This window comes from Aliishimia ponticola, assembly GCF_004803475.1.
GTDB classification, from domain to species: domain Bacteria; phylum Pseudomonadota; class Alphaproteobacteria; order Rhodobacterales; family Rhodobacteraceae; genus Aliishimia; species Aliishimia ponticola.
Map to the genome: position 1 here is coordinate 627,252 of NZ_SRKY01000001.1, position 17,178 is coordinate 644,429.

The window sequence follows — 17,178 nt, forward strand, 5'->3', positions numbered from 1 at the left end:
TGCTCTCCCAAGGGGACATGCTTAGCCCACGGACCCTTCCAACGAGATCGCGACAAGCTGCTGCGCTTCCATCGCGAATTCCATCGGCAGTGCTTGCAGCACTTCCTTGCAGAACCCGTTCACGACCAACGCCACAGCCTCTTCTTCATCCATCCCGCGCGAACGGCAATAGAACAGCTGATCGTCATCCACTTTCGATGTGGTCGCCTCGTGCTCCACGCGGGAGGAGTTGTTCTTCACCTCGATATAGGGAACCGTATGCGCCCCACATTTGTCACCGATCAGCAACGAGTCACACTGGGTGTAATTCCGGCTGTTCTTGGCTTTCGGGTGCATGGAGACCAGACCGCGATAGGTGTTCTGCGCCTTGCCCGCCGAAATGCCCTTGGACACGATCCGCGATTTGGTGTTCTTGCCCAGATGCACCATCTTGGTGCCTGTGTCCGCCTGCTGCATGTTATTGGCGATGGCGATGGAGTAGAACTCGCCCTGGCTGTCGTCGCCGCGCAGAATGCAGGACGGGTACTTCCACGTCACGGCAGAGCCAGTCTCGACCTGTGTCCACATCACTTTGGCCCGGTCACCCCGGCAATCGGCACGCTTGGTCACGAAGTTATAGATCCCGCCCTTGCCGTTTTCATCACCGGGGAACCAGTTCTGAACGGTGGAGTATTTCACCTCGGCATCTTCTTCGATGATGATTTCAACGACGGCCGCGTGCAGTTGCGACTGATCACGCTGCGGCGCGGTGCAGCCTTCCAAGTAGCTGACATAGCTGCCTTTATCGGCAATGATAAGGGTGCGTTCGAACTGACCAGTATTCTCCGCGTTGATGCGGAAATAGGTGGACAGTTCCATCGGGCAGCGCACGCCCGGCGGCACATAGACGAAGGAGCCATCCGAAAAGACAGCGGAGTTCAGCGTCGCGTAGAAGTTGTCAGACACCGGCACGACCGATCCCAGATACTTCTTCACCAGTTCCGGGTGTTCCTTGATCGCCTCGGAAATGGAGCAGAAGATGACGCCCGCCTCTTTCAGCTCTTTCTGGAACGTGGTGCCGACAGATACGGAATCGAACACCGCGTCCACGGCCACTTTGCGCGCCTCGGCCGGCATCTCGCCCGCGCCTTCGACGCCCGCCAGAATGGCCTGTTCCTTCAAGGGGATCCCCAGCTTGGCATAGGTCGCCAGAAGTTTGGGATCGACCTCATCCAGCGATTTCGGCTTCACCTCCATCGATTTCGGGCGCGCATAGTAATACTGGTCCTGGAAATCGATTTCCGGGTAATCGACCATGGCCCAATCGGGCTCTTCCTTGGTCAGCCAGCGCTCATACGCTTCCAGCCGCCACCGGGTCATCCACTCGGGCTCTTCGTTCTTCTCGGAAATCAGCCGCACGATATCCGGCGTCAGCCCCTTGGGGGCGTATTCCATTTCGATTTCGGTTTCCCAGCCGTATTTATACTTGCCAGCAAGCCCCTTTACGGCGTCAACGGTATCCTGTTCGACACCTTCCTTGACTTGAACATCGTCCATGGCAGACATGCGTTTCTCCTGACTGGCGGTCACGCAGCGCGTGACTGGTGTTTCTTCAATTTCGCGCCCCACGCATCAGCAAAGCGCAGGACTTCTTCTTCTGTGGTTCCAAGGCCAAGACTGACCCTGATGGCAGAGGCCGCGTCCTCGGGCGAAAAGCCCATCGCAAGCAATGCGCGACTGGCTTTCACCTTGCCCGACGAACAGGCGGACCCCGCCGAAATGGCAAAGCCGGACAAATCCATCTGCATCACCTGAGTCTCGCCCTTCCAGCCGGGCGTTAGGATGCAGGAGGTGTTCGGCAATCTGGCTGCGGATTTCCCGACAAAAATAGTCTTATTTGCGTGGACCTCAAGGGCGTTTTCTAGAATATTTCTAAGTTCCGCAACCCGGTCCCATGCACCGCCCTGCACATCGCGCCCCGCACATTCCGCCGCAACGCCAAAACCTGCGATCCCGACAAGGTTTTCCGTCCCGGAACGGCGCCCCATTTCCTGTCCGCCGCCGACGATCAAGGGGGCGTGTTCCAGATCATCCAGCCCTTTGCGCAGGATCAACGCACCCACACCCTTCGGGCCGCCAAACTTATGGGCCGAGATCAGCGCGACATCGCAGCGCAAATCATCGAACTTCAACGGCATCTTGCCCCACGCCTGCACCGCATCGCACAAGTAGCGGCAATGCTCCGGCAGGCGTTGGCGCAGATAGTCCAGCGTGCCCGGCACGTCTTGCAGCACGCCGGTTTCCGAATTGGCGGCCTGAACGGCAAAGGCATGGGCTTGGCCCAGCGGTCCCAGCGCTTCGAAGTCGAAGCCTTCGCCGAAACGGATCAGCCCATCGGGACCAAGACCAAATGCCAGATCAGACGAGCGCAGCGCGAGAACCGCATCATGTTCGCCATCGGAACAGATGTAACCGGCACTGGCCCGGAAGGCATGAATGGCCGTCGCCGTCGCCTCTGTCGCGCTGCCGGTAAAGACCACTTGCGACGGCGTGCATCCAACGAAATCAGCCACTTGCGCGCGGGCGTGTTCGACCAGCGCCTTCGCCTTGCGCCCTTCGGCATGGACAGAAGACGGATTGCCCACCACATCCATCGCATCGATCATCGCCGCGCGAACTTCGGGGCGCAGCGGCGTCGTGGCGTTATGGTCGAGATAGGTTCTCATTCATCCACCACGTCAAACAGGTTCGGCACCGCCGGGCATGGCGCCAGTTCGTTGTCGATCACATCGCTCAACCGCGTTTGATGCAGGAATACGTAGACGTGGGCCGAAAGGCTTTGCCAAAGGCGGTTCGTCAGCGATTGCGCGCGCGACCCGGACGTGCCGCCCGAGGCCCCTGCCCCCATATGCATCGCATCGACGGTCTCATCCACCGCCGCAAGAATATCGACGACGCGAATCTCGCTCGCGGGCCGGGACAGACGATAACCGCCGCGCGGCCCGCGCACCGATGTTACAAGCTCCGCCCGGCGCAGTTTCACGAAAAGCTGTTCCAGATAGGCCAGCGAAATCGATTGGCGTTCCGAAATATCCCCAAGCGAGACCAGCGACTCCTGATCCTGCAAGGCGATATCCGCAAGCGCGACCATCGCGTAACGCCCCTTGGTTGACAGCTTCATGTCACGCCCTCCAAATGCAGCGGGCAATTGACCTTGCCCACGCATATGCCTAAATGCTCAACACCCGCGCGGCGTACCACGCGGGTTCCGTTTGTTAGAAACGTTCTAAGTTGTCCCGGCGTACTCGTCAAGAAATGCCGGAAGCCGAACACGACGAAAGGCAAGACCGCATATGCCCGAGGTGATTTTCCCCGGACCCGAAGGTCGGCTTGAAGGCCGCTACCACCCCCAGAAAGACCGAGACGCGCCCATCGCCATCGTGCTGCATCCGCATCCTCAGTTTGGCGGGACGATGAACCACAAGGTGTGCTATAATCTGCACTATGCGTTCTACAACATGGGTTTTACCGTTTTGCGGTTCAACTTCCGGGGCGTCGGACGCAGCCAGGGTGAATACGATCAGGGCGTGGGCGAATTGTCCGACGCGGCATCGGCGCTGGATTACCTGCAATCGATGAACCAGAACTCCAAGCATTGCTGGGTCGCCGGGTTCTCCTTCGGTGCGTGGATCGGCATGCAATTGCTGATGCGCCGTCCGGAAATCACCGGGTTCATCTCTGTCTCGCCGCCCGCGAACATGTATGACTTCTCGTTCCTCGCGCCCTGCCCGTCTTCGGGCCTGATCATAAACGGTTCTGCTGACCGTGTGGCCCCGCCCGCGGACACCGCGTCGCTGGTGGGCAAGTTGCACGAACAGAAAGGCATCACCATCACCCATGAAGTCGTGGAAGGCGCCGGGCACTTCTTTGAAGACCCGCATATGGACACGCTGATTTCCACCACGACCGATTACGTGAAGCGCCGCCTGACAGAGACGACGCGCTGATGACCGATCCCGCTGTTCAACAGATGGCCAACAAGCTGGCGGATGATTGCATCGCCGCCCAGGCCGAGATTGGCGACGACCGAATGTTCATGGAACTGGCACAAGTTCTGGGCGCGGCGTCGCAAACTCTGGAAGAGGCTTTCCTGACCGCCGTGCGGACACGCATGGCGGAGGTCGCTGGCCGAAATTTCCTGATGAAAAAGCTCGACGCGTATCGCGCGGCACAAGGCACGGGCGGAGAATAATCCGCCCGGCTCCGGCCCGGAATTTTACAAGCCCCGGGCCTCTCATATCGGGTATGCAATTTCAGAAACCATATTTCATCGTTTAATTTCAAAAATTTACGGGATCGAGATTTCGATCACCCGTCTGAAAAGAATTTATGAACTTTCTCCCGCTTGAAGTGAAATTTGCCGTGCGTACGTATCTGAAACGAGCAAACAATCTGGCTTCAACAGGAAAGACCCATGACAATTCATCGAGCCCACATCGCAGGCGCCGCGCTGGCTTCGGCCCTCAGCATGACATCCTCCGCAAATGCGCAGGCGCTGGAATATCAGAACACATCCGGCGGTTCTGTCACCGTGTATGGGCAGCTCAACTTCGGTTACCTGAACTTTGACGATGGCGAGTCCACCACGGACGAAATCGTTGACAACGACAACTCCCCCAGCCGCGTCGGCATGGCGCTTGTGCAGCCCTTTGGCGACAACCAACTGCGCTTCCGCTTCGAGACCGCGCTAGGTCTGCGGTCCTCCTCGGGCATCAGCCAGACAGAGGTGCCGGATGGGATCGACTGGGACCGCACCAATATCCGCCATTTCGACTTCGCATGGGCCAACCCGAACTACGGGACGATCTCGTTGGGTCAAGGGTCGATGGCAACGGATGGCGTGACCGGCGCGGACGATTCCGGCACTGATGTCATCTCCAACGTGTCCGTTTCTGATATCGCAGGGTCCTTCGCATTCCGCGATTCCACCGGTGCCTTGACCGGGGTGGAACTGTCTGACGCTTTCTCGACCTTCGATGGTGGCCGTCGCGGTCGTATCCGCTGGGACAGCCCCGAAGTGGCCAACTTCACCTTCTCTGTCGCACACGGGACCGAGATTCTGGATGAGGACGCCGATACCGATTACACCGACCTTGCTGTGCGTTACGGCAACGATTTCGGTGATTTCAACGTCAACGCAGCCTTGGGTGCGCGCCGCATTCAGCCCAGCGGCAGCGACGACGAAGATTACGTGATCGGCTCTGTCGCTGTGCATCACGCGCCCACTGGCCTCAGCTTTGCGGTCGCAGCCGGTAGCGAAGACGGTGGCGGCGACTATTACTACGCCAAACTGGGCTATGCGCGTGACTTCTTCGCAGTTGGGACCACCGCTTTCTCGATCGATTACTACGAAGGCGACGACATCAACGGCGCAGGCACATCCAGCGATTCCGTTGGCTTCTCTGTCGTGCAAAGCCTCGACAGCGCGAACTCCGAAATCTTCGCGACCTACCGCGAATATTCCTATTCGGATGGTACCGCGACCTCTTACCAGGACGCCAACGCGACCATGATTGGCGCACGCTGGAAATTCTGATCCGCGCAGGTGATGCGGGGCGGTTTGTTCCCTCGGACCGTTCCGCAGATCCCGCTCGTGAAAAGGGCCCCACCGTTCAGGTTGGGGCCCTTTCTGTTTCTGAAATCGCCGTCTGGCAGATCTACGGTGGCGTTTAGCCGATGATCTCGTTCAGCGTCGCGCTGGGCCGCATGACTTTCGCCGTCGCCGCGTCATCATTGCGGAAATAGCCGCCCGTATCCGCCGCAGCGCCTGCACCCGCGCTTAGTTCGGCGAGGATCTTTTCTTCGTTCTCGGCCAGGGCTTTCGCCATCGGGGCAAAGAACGCAGCCAGATCGGCGTCGTCGCTTTGCGCAGCCAGCGCTTCCGCCCAGTAGCGCGCGAACCAGTAGTGGCTTGCGCGGTTGTCCGGCTCGCCCGCTTTGCGGCTCGGCGACCGGTTGTGGTCCAGAATGCCCTGCGTTGCCGCCTCTGCCGCTGCGCCCAGCACAGCCGCTTTCGCGTTGCCCTTGCTATCTGCAAGGAAGTTCAGCGACTCGCCAAGCGCACAGAATTCGCCCATGGAGTCCCAACGCAGGTGGTTCTCGGCATGAAGCTGCTGCACGTGTTTGGGCGCAGAGCCACCCGCGCCGGTTTCGAACAACCCGCCGCCATTCATCAGCTTGACGATGGACAGCATCTTGGCCGACGTGCCCAGTTCAAGGATCGGGAACAGGTCTGTCAGATAGTCGCGCAGCACGTTGCCGGTGATGGCAATGGAATCCTTGCCGGCGGTGATGGTCTCCAACGATTGACGGGTCGCTTCGCGCGGCGCCATGATCTTGAATTTACCAGCGACACCAGCCGCTTCCAGCGCGGGCTTCACGTATTGGATGAGCTGCGCGTCGTGTGCGCGGTCCGCGTCCAGCCAGAAGATCGCTTCGGACCCTGTGAGGCGCTGACGATCCATCGCAAGCTGAATCCAGTTCTCGATCGGCGCCTTCTTGACCGTGCAGGACCGCCAGATATCGCCGCCTTCGACCTCGTGCGAATGCAGCGTTTCACCGTTGGCCAGCACGATCCGGATGGTCCCATCCGCAGGCGCTTCGAAGGTGGTCGGGTGCGACCCGTACTCTTCCGCCTTCTGTGCCATCAGGCCGACATTGGCGACGGAACCGGCCGTTGTCACATCAAGCGCGCCGTTGGCTTTGAAGAAGTTGATCGACTCGTCATAGACCGGCGCATAGCAGTTATCCGGGATGACGCAGTTGGTGTCGCCTTTGGCCCCGGTTTCGTCCCAGCCCTTGCCGCCCGCGCGGATGACCGCCGGCATGGAGGCGTCGATGATCACATCGGACGGCACGTGCAGGTTGGTGATGCCCTTGTCGCTATCCACCATATACATGGACGGGCGATCCAGCGCGTCGATCTCTGCCTTGATCTCTGCCGCGTTTGGCAGGGTTTCGATTGCCGCCAGCACGTCGCCCAGCCCCGAATTCGGCGAACCGCCCGCCGCAGCAATCGCCGCGCCATGCTTTTCCCAAACCGGGCCAAGCCATGCCTTCACCGCGTGGCCGAAGATGATCGGGTCAGAGACCTTCATCATCGTTGCCTTCATGTGCAGCGAGAACATCGTGCCGTCTTTCTTGGTGTCCTCGATCGCATCGGCAAGAAACGCGCTGAGCGCCTTGGCGGACATGTAAGTCGCGTCGGCGACGGTGCCCTCTTCCAGCGGCCAGACGTCTTTCAGAACGGTGACGCTGCCATCCTTGGCGACGAATTCGATCTTCGCGTCCCCTGCCTGCGCCGCCGTGATGGTGGCAGAGACTTCATTGGCGCGGAAATCATTGCCCGGCATCGACGACACTTTGGTCTTGCTGGTGGACTCCCATTTGCCCATCGAATGCGGGTTCTTCTGCGCAAAGGACTTCACGGCGCGCGCGGACCGGCGGTCGGAGTTGCCTTCGCGCAGGACCGGGTTCACGGCAGAGCCCTTGATCGCATCATACCGCGCCCGGATCGACTTTTCCTCGTCCGTTTTGGGGTCTTCGGGGTAATCGGGCAGCGCATAGCCCTTGGCTTGAAGCTCTTCGACGGCGGCAACCAGCTGCGGCACCGAAGCAGAGATGTTCGGCAGCTTGATCACATTGGCGTCCGGCTGCTTCACCAATTGGCCCAGCTCTGCCAGGTCGTCATTCTGGCGCTGTTCTTCCTTCAGGAACTCCGGGAATGTCGCGATGATCCGACCCGCAAGCGAAATGTCGCGCGTGCCGACCTCGATTCCCGCGACAGAGGCAAACCGGCGGATGATCGGCAAGAACGATCCGCTCGCCAGTTCCGGCGCTTCGTCGACTTTGGTGTAAATGATGTCGGGCGTTTCGGTATTCGACATAGGTCTTCCTTTTGCTCCTGTCGTCGCCCGGTCGCCATCGATATATGTCTGTTCGAAGATCGCCGTGCGAGCTTAAATTTTGCGCTTGTCGGTGCTCTATGTGACGCCCTTTTGCAAGTCAATGCATACAGCGGTATACAACCTGCGGCGCTTTGTGCCATCACCCCATCGGACGTTAGCCATAATTCGTTTACCCTGCATCGGGTAACACTCTATACGGCACAGATCACAACCAAGGACCTCCCATGACCAAGATCAAGGTAGCGAACCCCATCGTCGAGATGGACGGCGACGAAATGACCCGGATCATCTGGCAATTTATCAAGGACAAGCTGATCCTGCCATATCTGGATCTGGACCTGCTTTACTACGATCTCGGGATCGAAGAACGCGACCGCACCGAAGACCAGATCACCATCGATGCGGCGGAAAAGACCAAGGAGGTCGGCGTCGCGGTCAAATGCGCCACGATTACGCCGGATGAGGCGCGGGTCGAGGAATTCGGTCTCAAGAAGATGTGGCGGTCGCCCAACGGCACGATCCGCAACATTCTGGGCGGTGTGATCTTTCGCCAGCCGATCATCTGCCGTAACGTGCCGCGCCTGGTGCCCGGCTGGTCGCGCCCCATCGTGGTAGGCCGCCATGCCTTTGGCGACCAGTACAAAGCGACCGACATGAAATTCCCCGGCCCCGGCACGCTGACCATGAAATTCGTCGGCGAAGACGGTCAGGAAATCGAACATGAGGTCTACAAGGCCGATGGCCCCGGCGTGTTCATGTCCATGTATAACATCGACAAATCGATCTATGACTTCGCGCGCGCCTCGTTCAATTACGGTCTGAACCTGGGCTGGCCTGTCTATCTGTCGACCAAGAACACGATCCTCAAGCAATATGACGGGCGCTTCCTTGAGATCTTCCAGGAAGTTTATGACGCGGAATTCCGCGAGCAGTTCGAAGCCAAGAAAATCTGGTACGAACACCGCCTGATCGACGACATGGTGGCCTGTGCCATCAAGTGGAATGGCGGCTTTGTCTGGGCCTGCAAGAACTATGACGGCGATGTGCAGTCCGACGTGGTTGCGCAAGGCTTCGGATCATTGGGGATGATGACGTCGCAGCTGATGACCCCCGATGGCAAGATCGTTGAGGCGGAAGCGGCGCATGGCACCGTGACCCGCCACTACCGCCAGCACCAGAAGGGCGAGCAGACCTCGACCAACTCCATCGCGTCGATCTATGCGTGGACAGGTGGTCTCAAGCACCGCGCCAAGCTGGATGGCAATGATGCGCTGATGACCTTCGCCACGACTCTGGAAAAGGTCATCGTCGATACCGTGGAATCCGGGTTCATGACCAAGGACCTGGCGCTTCTGGTCGGTCCCGATCAGGGCTGGCTGACGACCATGGGCTTCCTCGAAAAGATTGACGAGAACCTGAACAAGGCGCTTGCGGGCTGAAAGCCTGCCTGAAATCGGATCAGGGCGCGCAAAACTGCGCGCCCTTTTCATTTCGTGCAATCGTCACGGATCACGCGGCTTTGCGCTCATGCGTGCCTTCTTCGATCTCTTCGATGATCTTGGACACGAATGCATCCAGATCGCCCGGATTGCGCGAGGTGATCAGGCCCTGGTCTGTCACCACTTCGCTGTCCTCCCAATGGGCGCCGGCATTTTCCACATCGGTCCGGATCGACGGGTAGGATGTCGCCTTGCGGCCCTTCAAGACGCCAGCTTCGACCAGCAACCACGGGGCATGGCAAATGGCGGCGACGGTCTTGCCATCGTTATAGGCCTTGCGGATCAGGTCCACGGCCTCTTCGTTTGTGCGCAGGATATCGGGGTTGATCTGACCGCCCGGCAGCACGACGGCGTCATAATCTGCAAGTGTGACGTCGCCAATTGCAACATCCGCGCTGGCCTCACGGCCCCAATCCTTATCATCCCAGCCCGTAATCGCAGCGCCATCCGGCGTGGCCACATGTACGGTGGCGCCCGCCTCGCGCAGCTTGTCGCGCGGCACTTCCAGTTCTGACTGCTCAAAGCCATTGGTCGACAGGATCAGAATCTTCGCTTCGGTAATCGTCGGCATGATGTTTCTCCTTCGTTTCCGTCATACGTTGACAACCCAATGCACAGCGGCTCAGATCGTTCCGAAAAATCTGCCCCCTTCCATCATCACGCCACCGGAAAGTCCCGCCACAATGCCGTTGCACTATGTCTATTTGTTCGTCGCAGTCGTCGCCGAGACCATCGGAACTTCGGCACTTCAAGCCAGCCAGCAATTCACGCGGCTTTGGCCTTCTGCCTTGGTGATCGTCGCTTACACGATCAGCTTCTACCTGTTGTCGCTGACCCTGCGGACCATGCCGGTGGGCATCATGTATGCGATTTGGTCGGGCCTTGGCATCGTGCTAATCGCGCTGATCGGGTTCGTGGTGTTCGGCCAAGTCCTCGATTGGCCCGCGATGGTCGGTCTTGGGCTGATCATTGCCGGGATCGTCGTGATTCAGCTTTTCTCCAACACGGTCACGCACTGAAGACGGTTGCGGGCCGTTTTCCGCTCCGCCTATGGTGGGGAAAGGAGTAAGGGGCACGCGATGTCGGACCGGCCATCACTGACGCTTGGGATCGAAGAAGAATACCTGATCGTCGACAAAACCACGCGCGGACTGGTCACGGAACCGTCGGATGCTTTTGTGGCGGCCTGCAAAGACCGTTTGGGCGAGCAAGTGACGGGCGAGTTCTTGCAATGCCAGATCGAAGTCGGCACCCGCCCCCATAAATCCGTGCCCGACGCGATCACGGATCTGCGGGCCCTGCGCGACGGGGTGCGCGACGTGGCCGCCGATTTCGGATTTGCCCCCATCGCCGCATCGACCCACCCGTTTTCCCACTGGCGCGATCAGCAACGAACGGAAAAGCCGCGCTATGACGGGCTGGCCCGCGATATGGGACAGGTGGTGGATCGGATGATGATCTGCGGGATGCATATCCATATCGGGATCGAGGATGAGGACCTGCGGCTCGATTTGATGCAGCAGGCCTGTTATTTTCTGCCGCATCTGCTGGCGCTCAGTTGTTCCTCACCGTTTTGGGAAGGCGCGGATACCGGGCTGGCCTCGTACCGGCTGACCGTGTTCGACGCGATGCCGCGCACCGGCCTGCCCGATGACATGCACAGTTTCGCCGCCTATCGCCGCATGGTCGACCGGCTGGTGCAGGCCGGCTGTATCGAAGACGGCACCAAGATCTGGTGGGATATCCGTCCGTCGGACAAATTTCCCACGGTCGAACAGCGCATCACCGATATTTGCACCCGGATCGAAGACGCAGCCTGTATCGCCGCCATCTATCAATCGCTGATCGCCTATCTATACCGGCTCAAATGCCGCAATCAGCGGTGGCGTCTGTATCCGCGCACCCTGATCATGGAAAACCGCTGGCGTGCCCAAAGGTTCGGCACCGATGGCGAATTGATCGATCTGGGACGCGGCGCCCTCACCGGGTTTGCGGACCTGATGGAAGAGGTGATCGACATGCTTGGCCCCGACGCCGAAGCGCTGGAGTGCCATAGCGAATTGCTCCATGCGCGGCGATTGGCGTCAAATGGAAACTCTGCGACGCGGCAACGCGCAATTCACGCCAAAGCGCTTGCAGAGGGCGCCACTGCGGACGAGGCGCTGATCCAAGTCGTCGATGATCTGATCGCAGCGTTCTGACCCATTGAAAATACCCACTAGCCTTTGTGGACCTCGCGCGGTATGGCCCGCGCGACCCTCTCAAAGGACCCGGAATTCATGGATCTTCGCAATATCGCCATTATCGCTCACGTTGACCACGGCAAAACCACGCTCGTGGACGAGTTGCTCAAGCAATCCGGAGCGTTCCGCGAAAATCAGGCTGTGGCGGAACGCGCGATGGACAGCAACGATCTTGAGCGCGAGCGCGGGATCACGATTTTCGCCAAGCCGACCTCCGTCGAATGGAAGAACACCCGTATCAACATCGTCGACACCCCCGGCCACGCCGATTTCGGTGGCGAGGTGGAGCGTATTCTCTCAATGGTGGATGGTGTTGTTCTGCTTGTAGACGCTGCCGAAGGCCCGATGCCGCAAACGAAATTCGTGACGTCCAAGGCGCTTGCCCTTGGCCTGCGCCCCATCGTGGTTCTGAACAAGGTGGACAAACCCGACGCCGAACCTGACCGCGCGCTGGACGAATGTTTTGACCTCTTCGCCTCGCTCGACGCGGACGAAGATCAGCTTGATTTCCCTCATCTTTACGCTTCCGGCCGTTCTGGCTGGGCCGATCCGGAACTGGACGGGCCGCGCAAGGATCTGCACGCGCTGTTCAACCTCATCGTCAACCACGTCCCCGCGCCGCAACAGCTGAAAAAGCAGGGCGACGACTTCCGGATGCTGGCGACGACGCTCGGCTCCGACCCGTTTGTGGGCCGTCTTCTGACGGGCCGGGTCGAAAGCGGCTCCATCAAGGTGGGGGCCACGGTTCAGGCCCTGTCGCGCATCGGCGAAAAGATCGAACAGTTCCGCGTGACCAAGATCCAGGCCTTCCGCGGCCTGTCGATGCAGGACATCGACGAGGCGAATGCCGGCGACATCGTGTCGATTGCAGGTATGGCGAAGGCCACCGTTGCGGACACGATCTGCGCCCTGGCCGTTGACGAACCTCTCGAAGCGCAGCCGATCGACCCGCCGACCATCACCGTGACCTTCGGCATCAACGATTCCCCGCTTGCGGGCCGCGACGGCAAGAAAGTCCAAAGCCGCGTCATTCGCGACCGGCTTTATAAAGAGGCAGAATCTAACGTCGCGATCAAAATCAAGGACACGCCCGGCGGTGAAGCCTTCGAAGTGTCCGGCCGCGGCGAACTCCAGATGGGCGTTCTGATCGAAAACATGCGCCGCGAAGGGTTCGAACTCTCGATCTCTCGTCCGCAGGTGATCATGAAAGAGGTCGACGGCAAAGTGATGGAGCCGGTCGAAGAAGCCACGATCGACGTGGATGACGAATATTCCGGCGCGGTCATCGAAAAGCTGACCGGCACCCGCAAGGGCGAGTTGGTCGAAATGAAACCGGCTGGCGCAGGCAAAACGCGGATCATCGCGCATGTCCCGTCGCGCGGTTTGATCGGCTATCACGGCGAATTCCTGACCGATACGCGCGGCACCGGCGTGCTGAACCGCGTGTTCCACGGCTGGACCGAACATCGCGGACCGATCCCGGGTCGCCGCGCTGGCGTTCTGATTTCCATGGAGAATGGCGAGGCCGTCGCCTATGCGCTGTGGAACCTCGAAGATCGCGGCAAGATGATGATTGGGGCGCAGGCGCCGGTCTATCAGGGCATGATCATCGGCGAACACAGCCGCGAGAACGATCTAGAAGTGAACCCGCTCAAGGGCAAGAAGCTGACCAACGTGCGCGCGTCCGGTTCGGACGAAGCGGTGCGCCTCACCACGCCAATGACGCTGAGCCTCGAAGAGGCGATTGCCTATATCAACGATGATGAGCTGGTTGAAGTGACGCCAAACGCGGTTCGTCTGCGCAAGCGCTACCTTGATCCGCATGAGCGCAAGCGGATGTCAAAGTCCCTTTAACCGGGAGACATGCCCGTCGCGGCCGTTTATTCGGCCCGGCGGGGTCAGACGCGGAAATCCATGATGGGAGAGGTCGAATCGAGACCGGCTTCTTCCATCCTTTGTGCCAGAAGTGTCGCGAAATCGACGCCTGCGGTGTCTTCGCTGGCGTCATATTCCTCCAACGTGGAATTGAGCAGATCAAGCGCGACCGTGTCCGAGACTCGCTCCGGTCCCCGCGATGCCCCTGCGCCGCCGCCTTCGGCGCCAGGTCCACGTTCCGGGCGATCCCCCTGCCCTGAGGCGCCCACGCCAAGCGCCGCCAGACCTTCCGTCAAAGCAACGCTTTCCTGTGCGTCCGCCTCACCTGTGCCGGTGACCAAATCCGGGGCGTCGCGATCACGAATTTCAGAAGTGTCGGAGGGAGACGCAAGACCATCCAGACGCTGTTCCACCGCGTCTGTGGCTCTTTGATAGAAATACTGCTGCGACGTCTGCAACGCATTCGCCGCCGTATTGAAATTCGTTAACATTGGCCTCTCCACGGGATGATGCGTCAGATAGCTGACTTCCCGTGGATAGCAGACCAGCGTTACCCCAACGCAAAGGGTCACGCTGTTAACGAAGGATAACAATCCAGAATTTAAGGAAGTTTTTACTCGTCCGACGTCTCGACGACCATCAACTCCCGCTCGGACGCATCCCGCGCATGGCTCAACGCCTCTTGGTATTCAGGCGAGTTGTAGCACGCGACCGCCGCTTCCACGGATTCGAACTTGGCGACCACATTGCGTGGCCGTTCGCGCCCTTCCAGCTGAACAAAGCGCCCACCGCGCGCAATGAACTTGCCGCCGTGTTTCGCAATCGCAGGCCCGGCCAGCTCGGCATATTTGCCGTAAGACTCTGCGTCCGTGACCGTTACATGTGCAATCCAAAGTGCGCCCATATCTTATCCTTCCAGTACCGCTTCGGCGGCCTTAATCGCGGCTTCCGCATTGGCCGCGTCTTTCGCGCCGCCCTGGGCCATGTCAGGACGACCACCGCCGCCCTTGCCGCCCAGTTCCGCCACGGCGGCCTTGACCAGATCGACCGCATTCGCCCGATCCGTCGCATCCTGCGTGACACCCGCGGCCACCGCAACCTTGCCGTCGGCCTCTGCGATCAAAAGAATGGCACCGGAGCCGATCTGCGATTTATGTTCGTCGATCAGGGGCGGCAAATCCTTGCCCGTGACGCCGCTGAGCACCTTGGCGAGGAAGCGAACGCCGTTGATCTCCTTCGCGGCGGGCGCATCGCCGCCACCACCGCCCATGGCCAACTCACGCCGCAATTGCGCGACTTCGTTCTCCAGCTTCTTACGTTCGCCCAGCAGCGCTTTGACACGTTCCGGCACATCGCCCGGCTGCGCCTTCAGCTCGCCAGCGACTTCCGTCAAAAGGCTGTCCTGCTTGCGCAGATGGTTGATCGCCGCCTCGCCGGTCAGCGCCTCGACCCGGCGGATACCGGCGGCGGCGGAACTGTCGCTGAGCGTAACAAAGGCACCGATATCGCCGGTGCGGCGCACATGCGTACCGCCACAAAGTTCAAGCGAGTAGGTGTTGCCGTCGCTCCCCTTGCCGGATCCATCCGACATGCCCATGGACACAACGCGCACTTCGTCGCCATACTTTTCGCCGAACAAAGCTTGCGCCCCCAAGGCGCGCGCATCGTCCGGTGTCATGATCCGCGTCTCAACTGGCGCGTTTTGCCGGATATAGGCGTTCACCTCTGTTTCAATCCGCGCCAATTCCGTCGCAGAAAGCGCCGCGCCATGGGAAAAGTCGAAGCGCAGGCGATCGGGCGCATTGAGAGAGCCCCGTTGCGCCACGTGATCGCCAAGTGCTTCGCGCAAAGCCTCATGCAGCAGGTGCGTTGCAGAGTGGTTCGCCCGAATGGCAGAGCGCCGCGCATGATCGACTTCCAGCGCAAGGGCATCGCCCTTGCTGAACGTCCCGGCGGTCACGGTGATCTGATGCGCGATGATCTTGCCATCGGCCATCTTTTGCGTGTCGGTCACAGTCGCCAGATCGTCCTCGTTCTCCAAGCGACGCAGCCAACCGCTATCGCCGACCTGGCCGCCGGATTCGCCATAGAACGGGGATTGGTTCAAGATTGCCCACCCCGTTTCCCCGGTGGTGAGCGTATCGACCTCGGCCCCATCGCGAACCAGTGCCAGCAACTGGCCTTCGGCTTTTTCCGTGTCGTAGCCAAGGAAATCGGTCGCGCCTTCGCGTTCGGAAATGTCGAACCAAATCGCCGAATCCGCAGCCTCCCCGGACCCGGACCAAGCTGCGCGCGCCCGCGCCTTTTGCTCCGCCATGGCGGCATCAAACCCGTCTACGTCAACCTCGCGCTGCTTTTCGCGCAGCGCATCCTGCGTCAAATCCAGCGGAAACCCGTAAGTGTCATAGAGCTTGAACGCCGCCGCGCCAGGCAACGGGGCATTCTCCGGCAAGCCGGCAAGCTCGTCATCCAGTAGTTTCAGCCCACGATCCAGCGTCTGCTTGAACCGGGTTTCTTCGGACAACAGCGTTTCTTCGATCAGCGATTGCGCGCGCCCCAGCTCTGGATAGGCGGCCCCCATCTGTCGCACCAGCGCCGGAACCAGACGGTGCATCACCGGATCGGCAGAGCCCAGCATATGCGCGTGGCGCATCGCGCGGCGCATGATCCGGCGCAACACATACCCACGCCCGTCATTGGACGGCATCACCCCATCGGCGATCAGGAACGAGGTGGACCGCAAATGATCCGCGATCACCCGGTGATGCATCTTGCCGGGGCCATCCGGATCGGCAGAGGTCACATCCGCGGATGCCTCGATCAGCGACCGCATCAGATCCGTGTCGTAGTTATCATGCTTGCCTTGCAGCAACGCGCCGATCCGTTCCAGCCCCATGCCAGTATCGATCGACTGCATGTCGAGCGCCCGCATCGAGCCGTCTTCGAACTGTTCATTCTGCATGAACACGACATTCCAGATTTCGATGAACCGGTCGCCGTCTTCCTCGGGCGAACCCGGAGGTCCCCCCCAGACATCGGGCCCGTGGTCATAGAAAATCTCGGTGCACGGACCGCATGGCCCGGTCGGCCCCATTTGCCAGAAATTGTCCGAAGTTGCGATGCGGATGATCCGGTCTTCGGGAATACCGATCTTTTTCCAGATCTGCGCCGCTTCGTCATCCGTGTGATAGACGGTCACGTAAAGCCGATCGGACGGGATCTGGAATTCGCGGGTAATCAACTCATAGGCGAATGGGATCGCCTCGGCCTTGAAATAATCCCCGAACGAGAAATTTCCGAGCATTTCAAAGAAGGTATGGTGACGCGCCGTATAGCCGACATTGTCCAGATCGTTATGCTTGCCCCCCGCCCGCACGCATTTCTGCGAGGTCGTCGCGCGGGAATAGTCGCGCGTTTCAACGCCGGTGAACAGGTTCTTGAACTGCACCATCCCGGAATTGACGAACATCAGGGTCGGATCGTTGCGCGGCACCAGCGGACTGGATGGCACGACCTCATGCCCCTGTTTTTCGAAGTAATTCAGGAAGGTGGAACGAATGTCGTTGAGCGAGACCATCAGCGGCGCCTTGCGAAAGTTGGACGGTTCCGTTCACA

Annotated in this window: 15 protein-coding genes; 7 read left to right on the forward strand and 8 right to left on the reverse strand. The window is 59.9% G+C overall.

The features are described 5' to 3' along the window. Positions 1-21: 21 nt before the first annotated feature. From sufB to iscR, 3 genes are read right to left on the reverse strand one after another with little or no spacing between them, the layout of a single operon-like run. The gene (gene sufB / locus E4Z66_RS03045) at positions 22-1,545 is read right to left on the reverse strand and encodes a Fe-S cluster assembly protein SufB (protein WP_136461454.1); all 1,524 of its coding nucleotides are present in this window, start codon (positions 1,543-1,545) and stop codon (positions 22-24) included. A gap of 20 nt (positions 1,546-1,565) precedes the next feature. Then, positions 1,566-2,705: a cysteine desulfurase family protein gene (locus E4Z66_RS03050; protein WP_136461455.1), complete on the reverse strand. Its 1,140-nt coding sequence runs from the start codon at positions 2,703-2,705 to the stop codon at positions 1,566-1,568. Further along, on the reverse strand, positions 2,702-3,160 hold the full coding sequence (gene iscR / locus E4Z66_RS03055; protein WP_136461456.1) for a Fe-S cluster assembly transcriptional regulator IscR: 459 nt from the start codon (positions 3,158-3,160) through the stop codon (positions 2,702-2,704). Before iscR ends, E4Z66_RS03050 begins: the two co-directional genes overlap by 4 nt. A 172-nt stretch (positions 3,161-3,332) precedes the next feature. On the opposite strand from iscR, the gene E4Z66_RS03060 reads away from it, so the two are divergent. The 3 genes from E4Z66_RS03060 to E4Z66_RS03070 all read left to right on the forward strand — a co-directional run bounded on the left by E4Z66_RS03060 (position 3,333) and on the right by E4Z66_RS03070 (position 5,575). After that, a complete protein-coding gene (locus E4Z66_RS03060; RefSeq protein WP_136461457.1) occupies positions 3,333-3,986 on the forward strand; it encodes an alpha/beta hydrolase in 654 nt (217 codons plus the stop codon). Further along, on the forward strand, positions 3,986-4,231 hold the full coding sequence (locus E4Z66_RS03065; RefSeq protein WP_136461458.1) for a hypothetical protein: 246 nt from the start codon (positions 3,986-3,988) through the stop codon (positions 4,229-4,231). The genes E4Z66_RS03060 and E4Z66_RS03065 overlap by 1 nt, the downstream gene beginning before the upstream one ends. Before the next feature lie 222 nt (positions 4,232-4,453). Next, positions 4,454-5,575: a porin gene (locus E4Z66_RS03070; RefSeq protein ID WP_136461459.1), complete on the forward strand. Its 1,122-nt coding sequence runs from the start codon at positions 4,454-4,456 to the stop codon at positions 5,573-5,575. A gap of 133 nt (positions 5,576-5,708) precedes the next feature. Here the strand turns inward: E4Z66_RS03070 and E4Z66_RS03075 are convergent, their stop codons facing one another. Then, a complete protein-coding gene (locus E4Z66_RS03075) occupies positions 5,709-7,925 on the reverse strand; it encodes an NADP-dependent isocitrate dehydrogenase (protein WP_136461460.1) in 2,217 nt (738 codons plus the stop codon). 245 nt (positions 7,926-8,170) lie between these two features. Here E4Z66_RS03075 and E4Z66_RS03080 point away from each other — a divergent pair, with 245 nt between their 5' ends. Then, complete coding sequence (locus E4Z66_RS03080) at positions 8,171-9,385, forward strand: NADP-dependent isocitrate dehydrogenase (protein ID WP_136461461.1); 1,215 nt, start codon at positions 8,171-8,173, stop codon at positions 9,383-9,385. Positions 9,386-9,455: 70 nt separating this feature from the next. Here the strand turns inward: E4Z66_RS03080 and E4Z66_RS03085 are convergent, their stop codons facing one another. Beyond that, on the reverse strand, positions 9,456-10,016 hold the full coding sequence (locus E4Z66_RS03085; protein WP_136461462.1) for a type 1 glutamine amidotransferase domain-containing protein: 561 nt from the start codon (positions 10,014-10,016) through the stop codon (positions 9,456-9,458). A 112-nt stretch (positions 10,017-10,128) separates the two neighbouring features. Between E4Z66_RS03085 and E4Z66_RS03090 the strand changes: the two genes are divergently transcribed. The 3 genes from E4Z66_RS03090 to typA all read left to right on the forward strand — a co-directional run bounded on the left by E4Z66_RS03090 (position 10,129) and on the right by typA (position 13,542). Then, the gene (locus tag E4Z66_RS03090) at positions 10,129-10,464 is read left to right on the forward strand and encodes a DMT family transporter (RefSeq protein WP_136461463.1); all 336 of its coding nucleotides are present in this window, start codon (positions 10,129-10,131) and stop codon (positions 10,462-10,464) included. 60 nt (positions 10,465-10,524) lie between these two features. Continuing rightward, the gene (locus E4Z66_RS03095; protein ID WP_136461464.1) at positions 10,525-11,646 is read left to right on the forward strand and encodes a carboxylate-amine ligase; all 1,122 of its coding nucleotides are present in this window, start codon (positions 10,525-10,527) and stop codon (positions 11,644-11,646) included. A 78-nt stretch (positions 11,647-11,724) separates the two neighbouring features. Then, positions 11,725-13,542 carry a translational GTPase TypA gene (gene typA, locus E4Z66_RS03100; protein WP_136461465.1) on the forward strand — a complete coding sequence of 606 codons (1,818 nt, stop codon included), beginning with the start codon at positions 11,725-11,727 and terminating at the stop codon, positions 13,540-13,542. 44 nt (positions 13,543-13,586) lie between these two features. On the opposite strand, the gene E4Z66_RS03105 is transcribed toward typA, so the two are convergent. From E4Z66_RS03105 to alaS, 3 genes are all read right to left on the reverse strand, one after another. After that, complete coding sequence (locus E4Z66_RS03105; protein WP_136461466.1) at positions 13,587-14,054, reverse strand: hypothetical protein; 468 nt, start codon at positions 14,052-14,054, stop codon at positions 13,587-13,589. Between the two features lie 122 nt (positions 14,055-14,176). Beyond that, the gene (locus E4Z66_RS03110; protein ID WP_136461467.1) at positions 14,177-14,467 is read right to left on the reverse strand and encodes a DUF1330 domain-containing protein; all 291 of its coding nucleotides are present in this window, start codon (positions 14,465-14,467) and stop codon (positions 14,177-14,179) included. 3 nt (positions 14,468-14,470) lie between these two features. After that, the gene (gene alaS / locus E4Z66_RS03115; RefSeq protein WP_136461468.1) at positions 14,471-17,140 is read right to left on the reverse strand and encodes an alanine--tRNA ligase; all 2,670 of its coding nucleotides are present in this window, start codon (positions 17,138-17,140) and stop codon (positions 14,471-14,473) included. Positions 17,141-17,178 lie beyond the last annotated feature (38 nt).

Bases quoted from the DNA above. Each gene is read 5' to 3' on its own strand.
- sufB (WP_136461454.1), bottom strand. From the start codon at position 1,545: ATGTCTGCCATGGACGATGTTCAAGTCAAGGAAGGTGTCGAACAGGAT.
- E4Z66_RS03050 (WP_136461455.1), bottom strand. From the start codon at position 2,705: ATGAGAACCTATCTCGACCATAACGCCACGACGCCGCTGCGCCCCGAA.
- iscR (WP_136461456.1), bottom strand. From the start codon at position 3,160: ATGAAGCTGTCAACCAAGGGGCGTTACGCGATGGTCGCGCTTGCGGAT.
- E4Z66_RS03060 (WP_136461457.1), top strand. From the start codon at position 3,333: ATGCCCGAGGTGATTTTCCCCGGACCCGAAGGTCGGCTTGAAGGCCGC.
- E4Z66_RS03065 (WP_136461458.1), top strand. From the start codon at position 3,986: ATGACCGATCCCGCTGTTCAACAGATGGCCAACAAGCTGGCGGATGAT.
- E4Z66_RS03070 (WP_136461459.1), top strand. From the start codon at position 4,454: ATGACAATTCATCGAGCCCACATCGCAGGCGCCGCGCTGGCTTCGGCC.
- E4Z66_RS03075 (WP_136461460.1), bottom strand. From the start codon at position 7,925: ATGTCGAATACCGAAACGCCCGACATCATTTACACCAAAGTCGACGAA.
- E4Z66_RS03080 (WP_136461461.1), top strand. From the start codon at position 8,171: ATGACCAAGATCAAGGTAGCGAACCCCATCGTCGAGATGGACGGCGAC.
- E4Z66_RS03085 (WP_136461462.1), bottom strand. From the start codon at position 10,016: ATGCCGACGATTACCGAAGCGAAGATTCTGATCCTGTCGACCAATGGC.
- E4Z66_RS03090 (WP_136461463.1), top strand. From the start codon at position 10,129: ATGCCGTTGCACTATGTCTATTTGTTCGTCGCAGTCGTCGCCGAGACC.
- E4Z66_RS03095 (WP_136461464.1), top strand. From the start codon at position 10,525: ATGTCGGACCGGCCATCACTGACGCTTGGGATCGAAGAAGAATACCTG.
- typA (WP_136461465.1), top strand. From the start codon at position 11,725: ATGGATCTTCGCAATATCGCCATTATCGCTCACGTTGACCACGGCAAA.
- E4Z66_RS03105 (WP_136461466.1), bottom strand. From the start codon at position 14,054: ATGTTAACGAATTTCAATACGGCGGCGAATGCGTTGCAGACGTCGCAG.
- E4Z66_RS03110 (WP_136461467.1), bottom strand. From the start codon at position 14,467: ATGGGCGCACTTTGGATTGCACATGTAACGGTCACGGACGCAGAGTCT.
- alaS (WP_136461468.1), bottom strand. From the start codon at position 17,140: ATGGTCTCGCTCAACGACATTCGTTCCACCTTCCTGAATTACTTCGAA.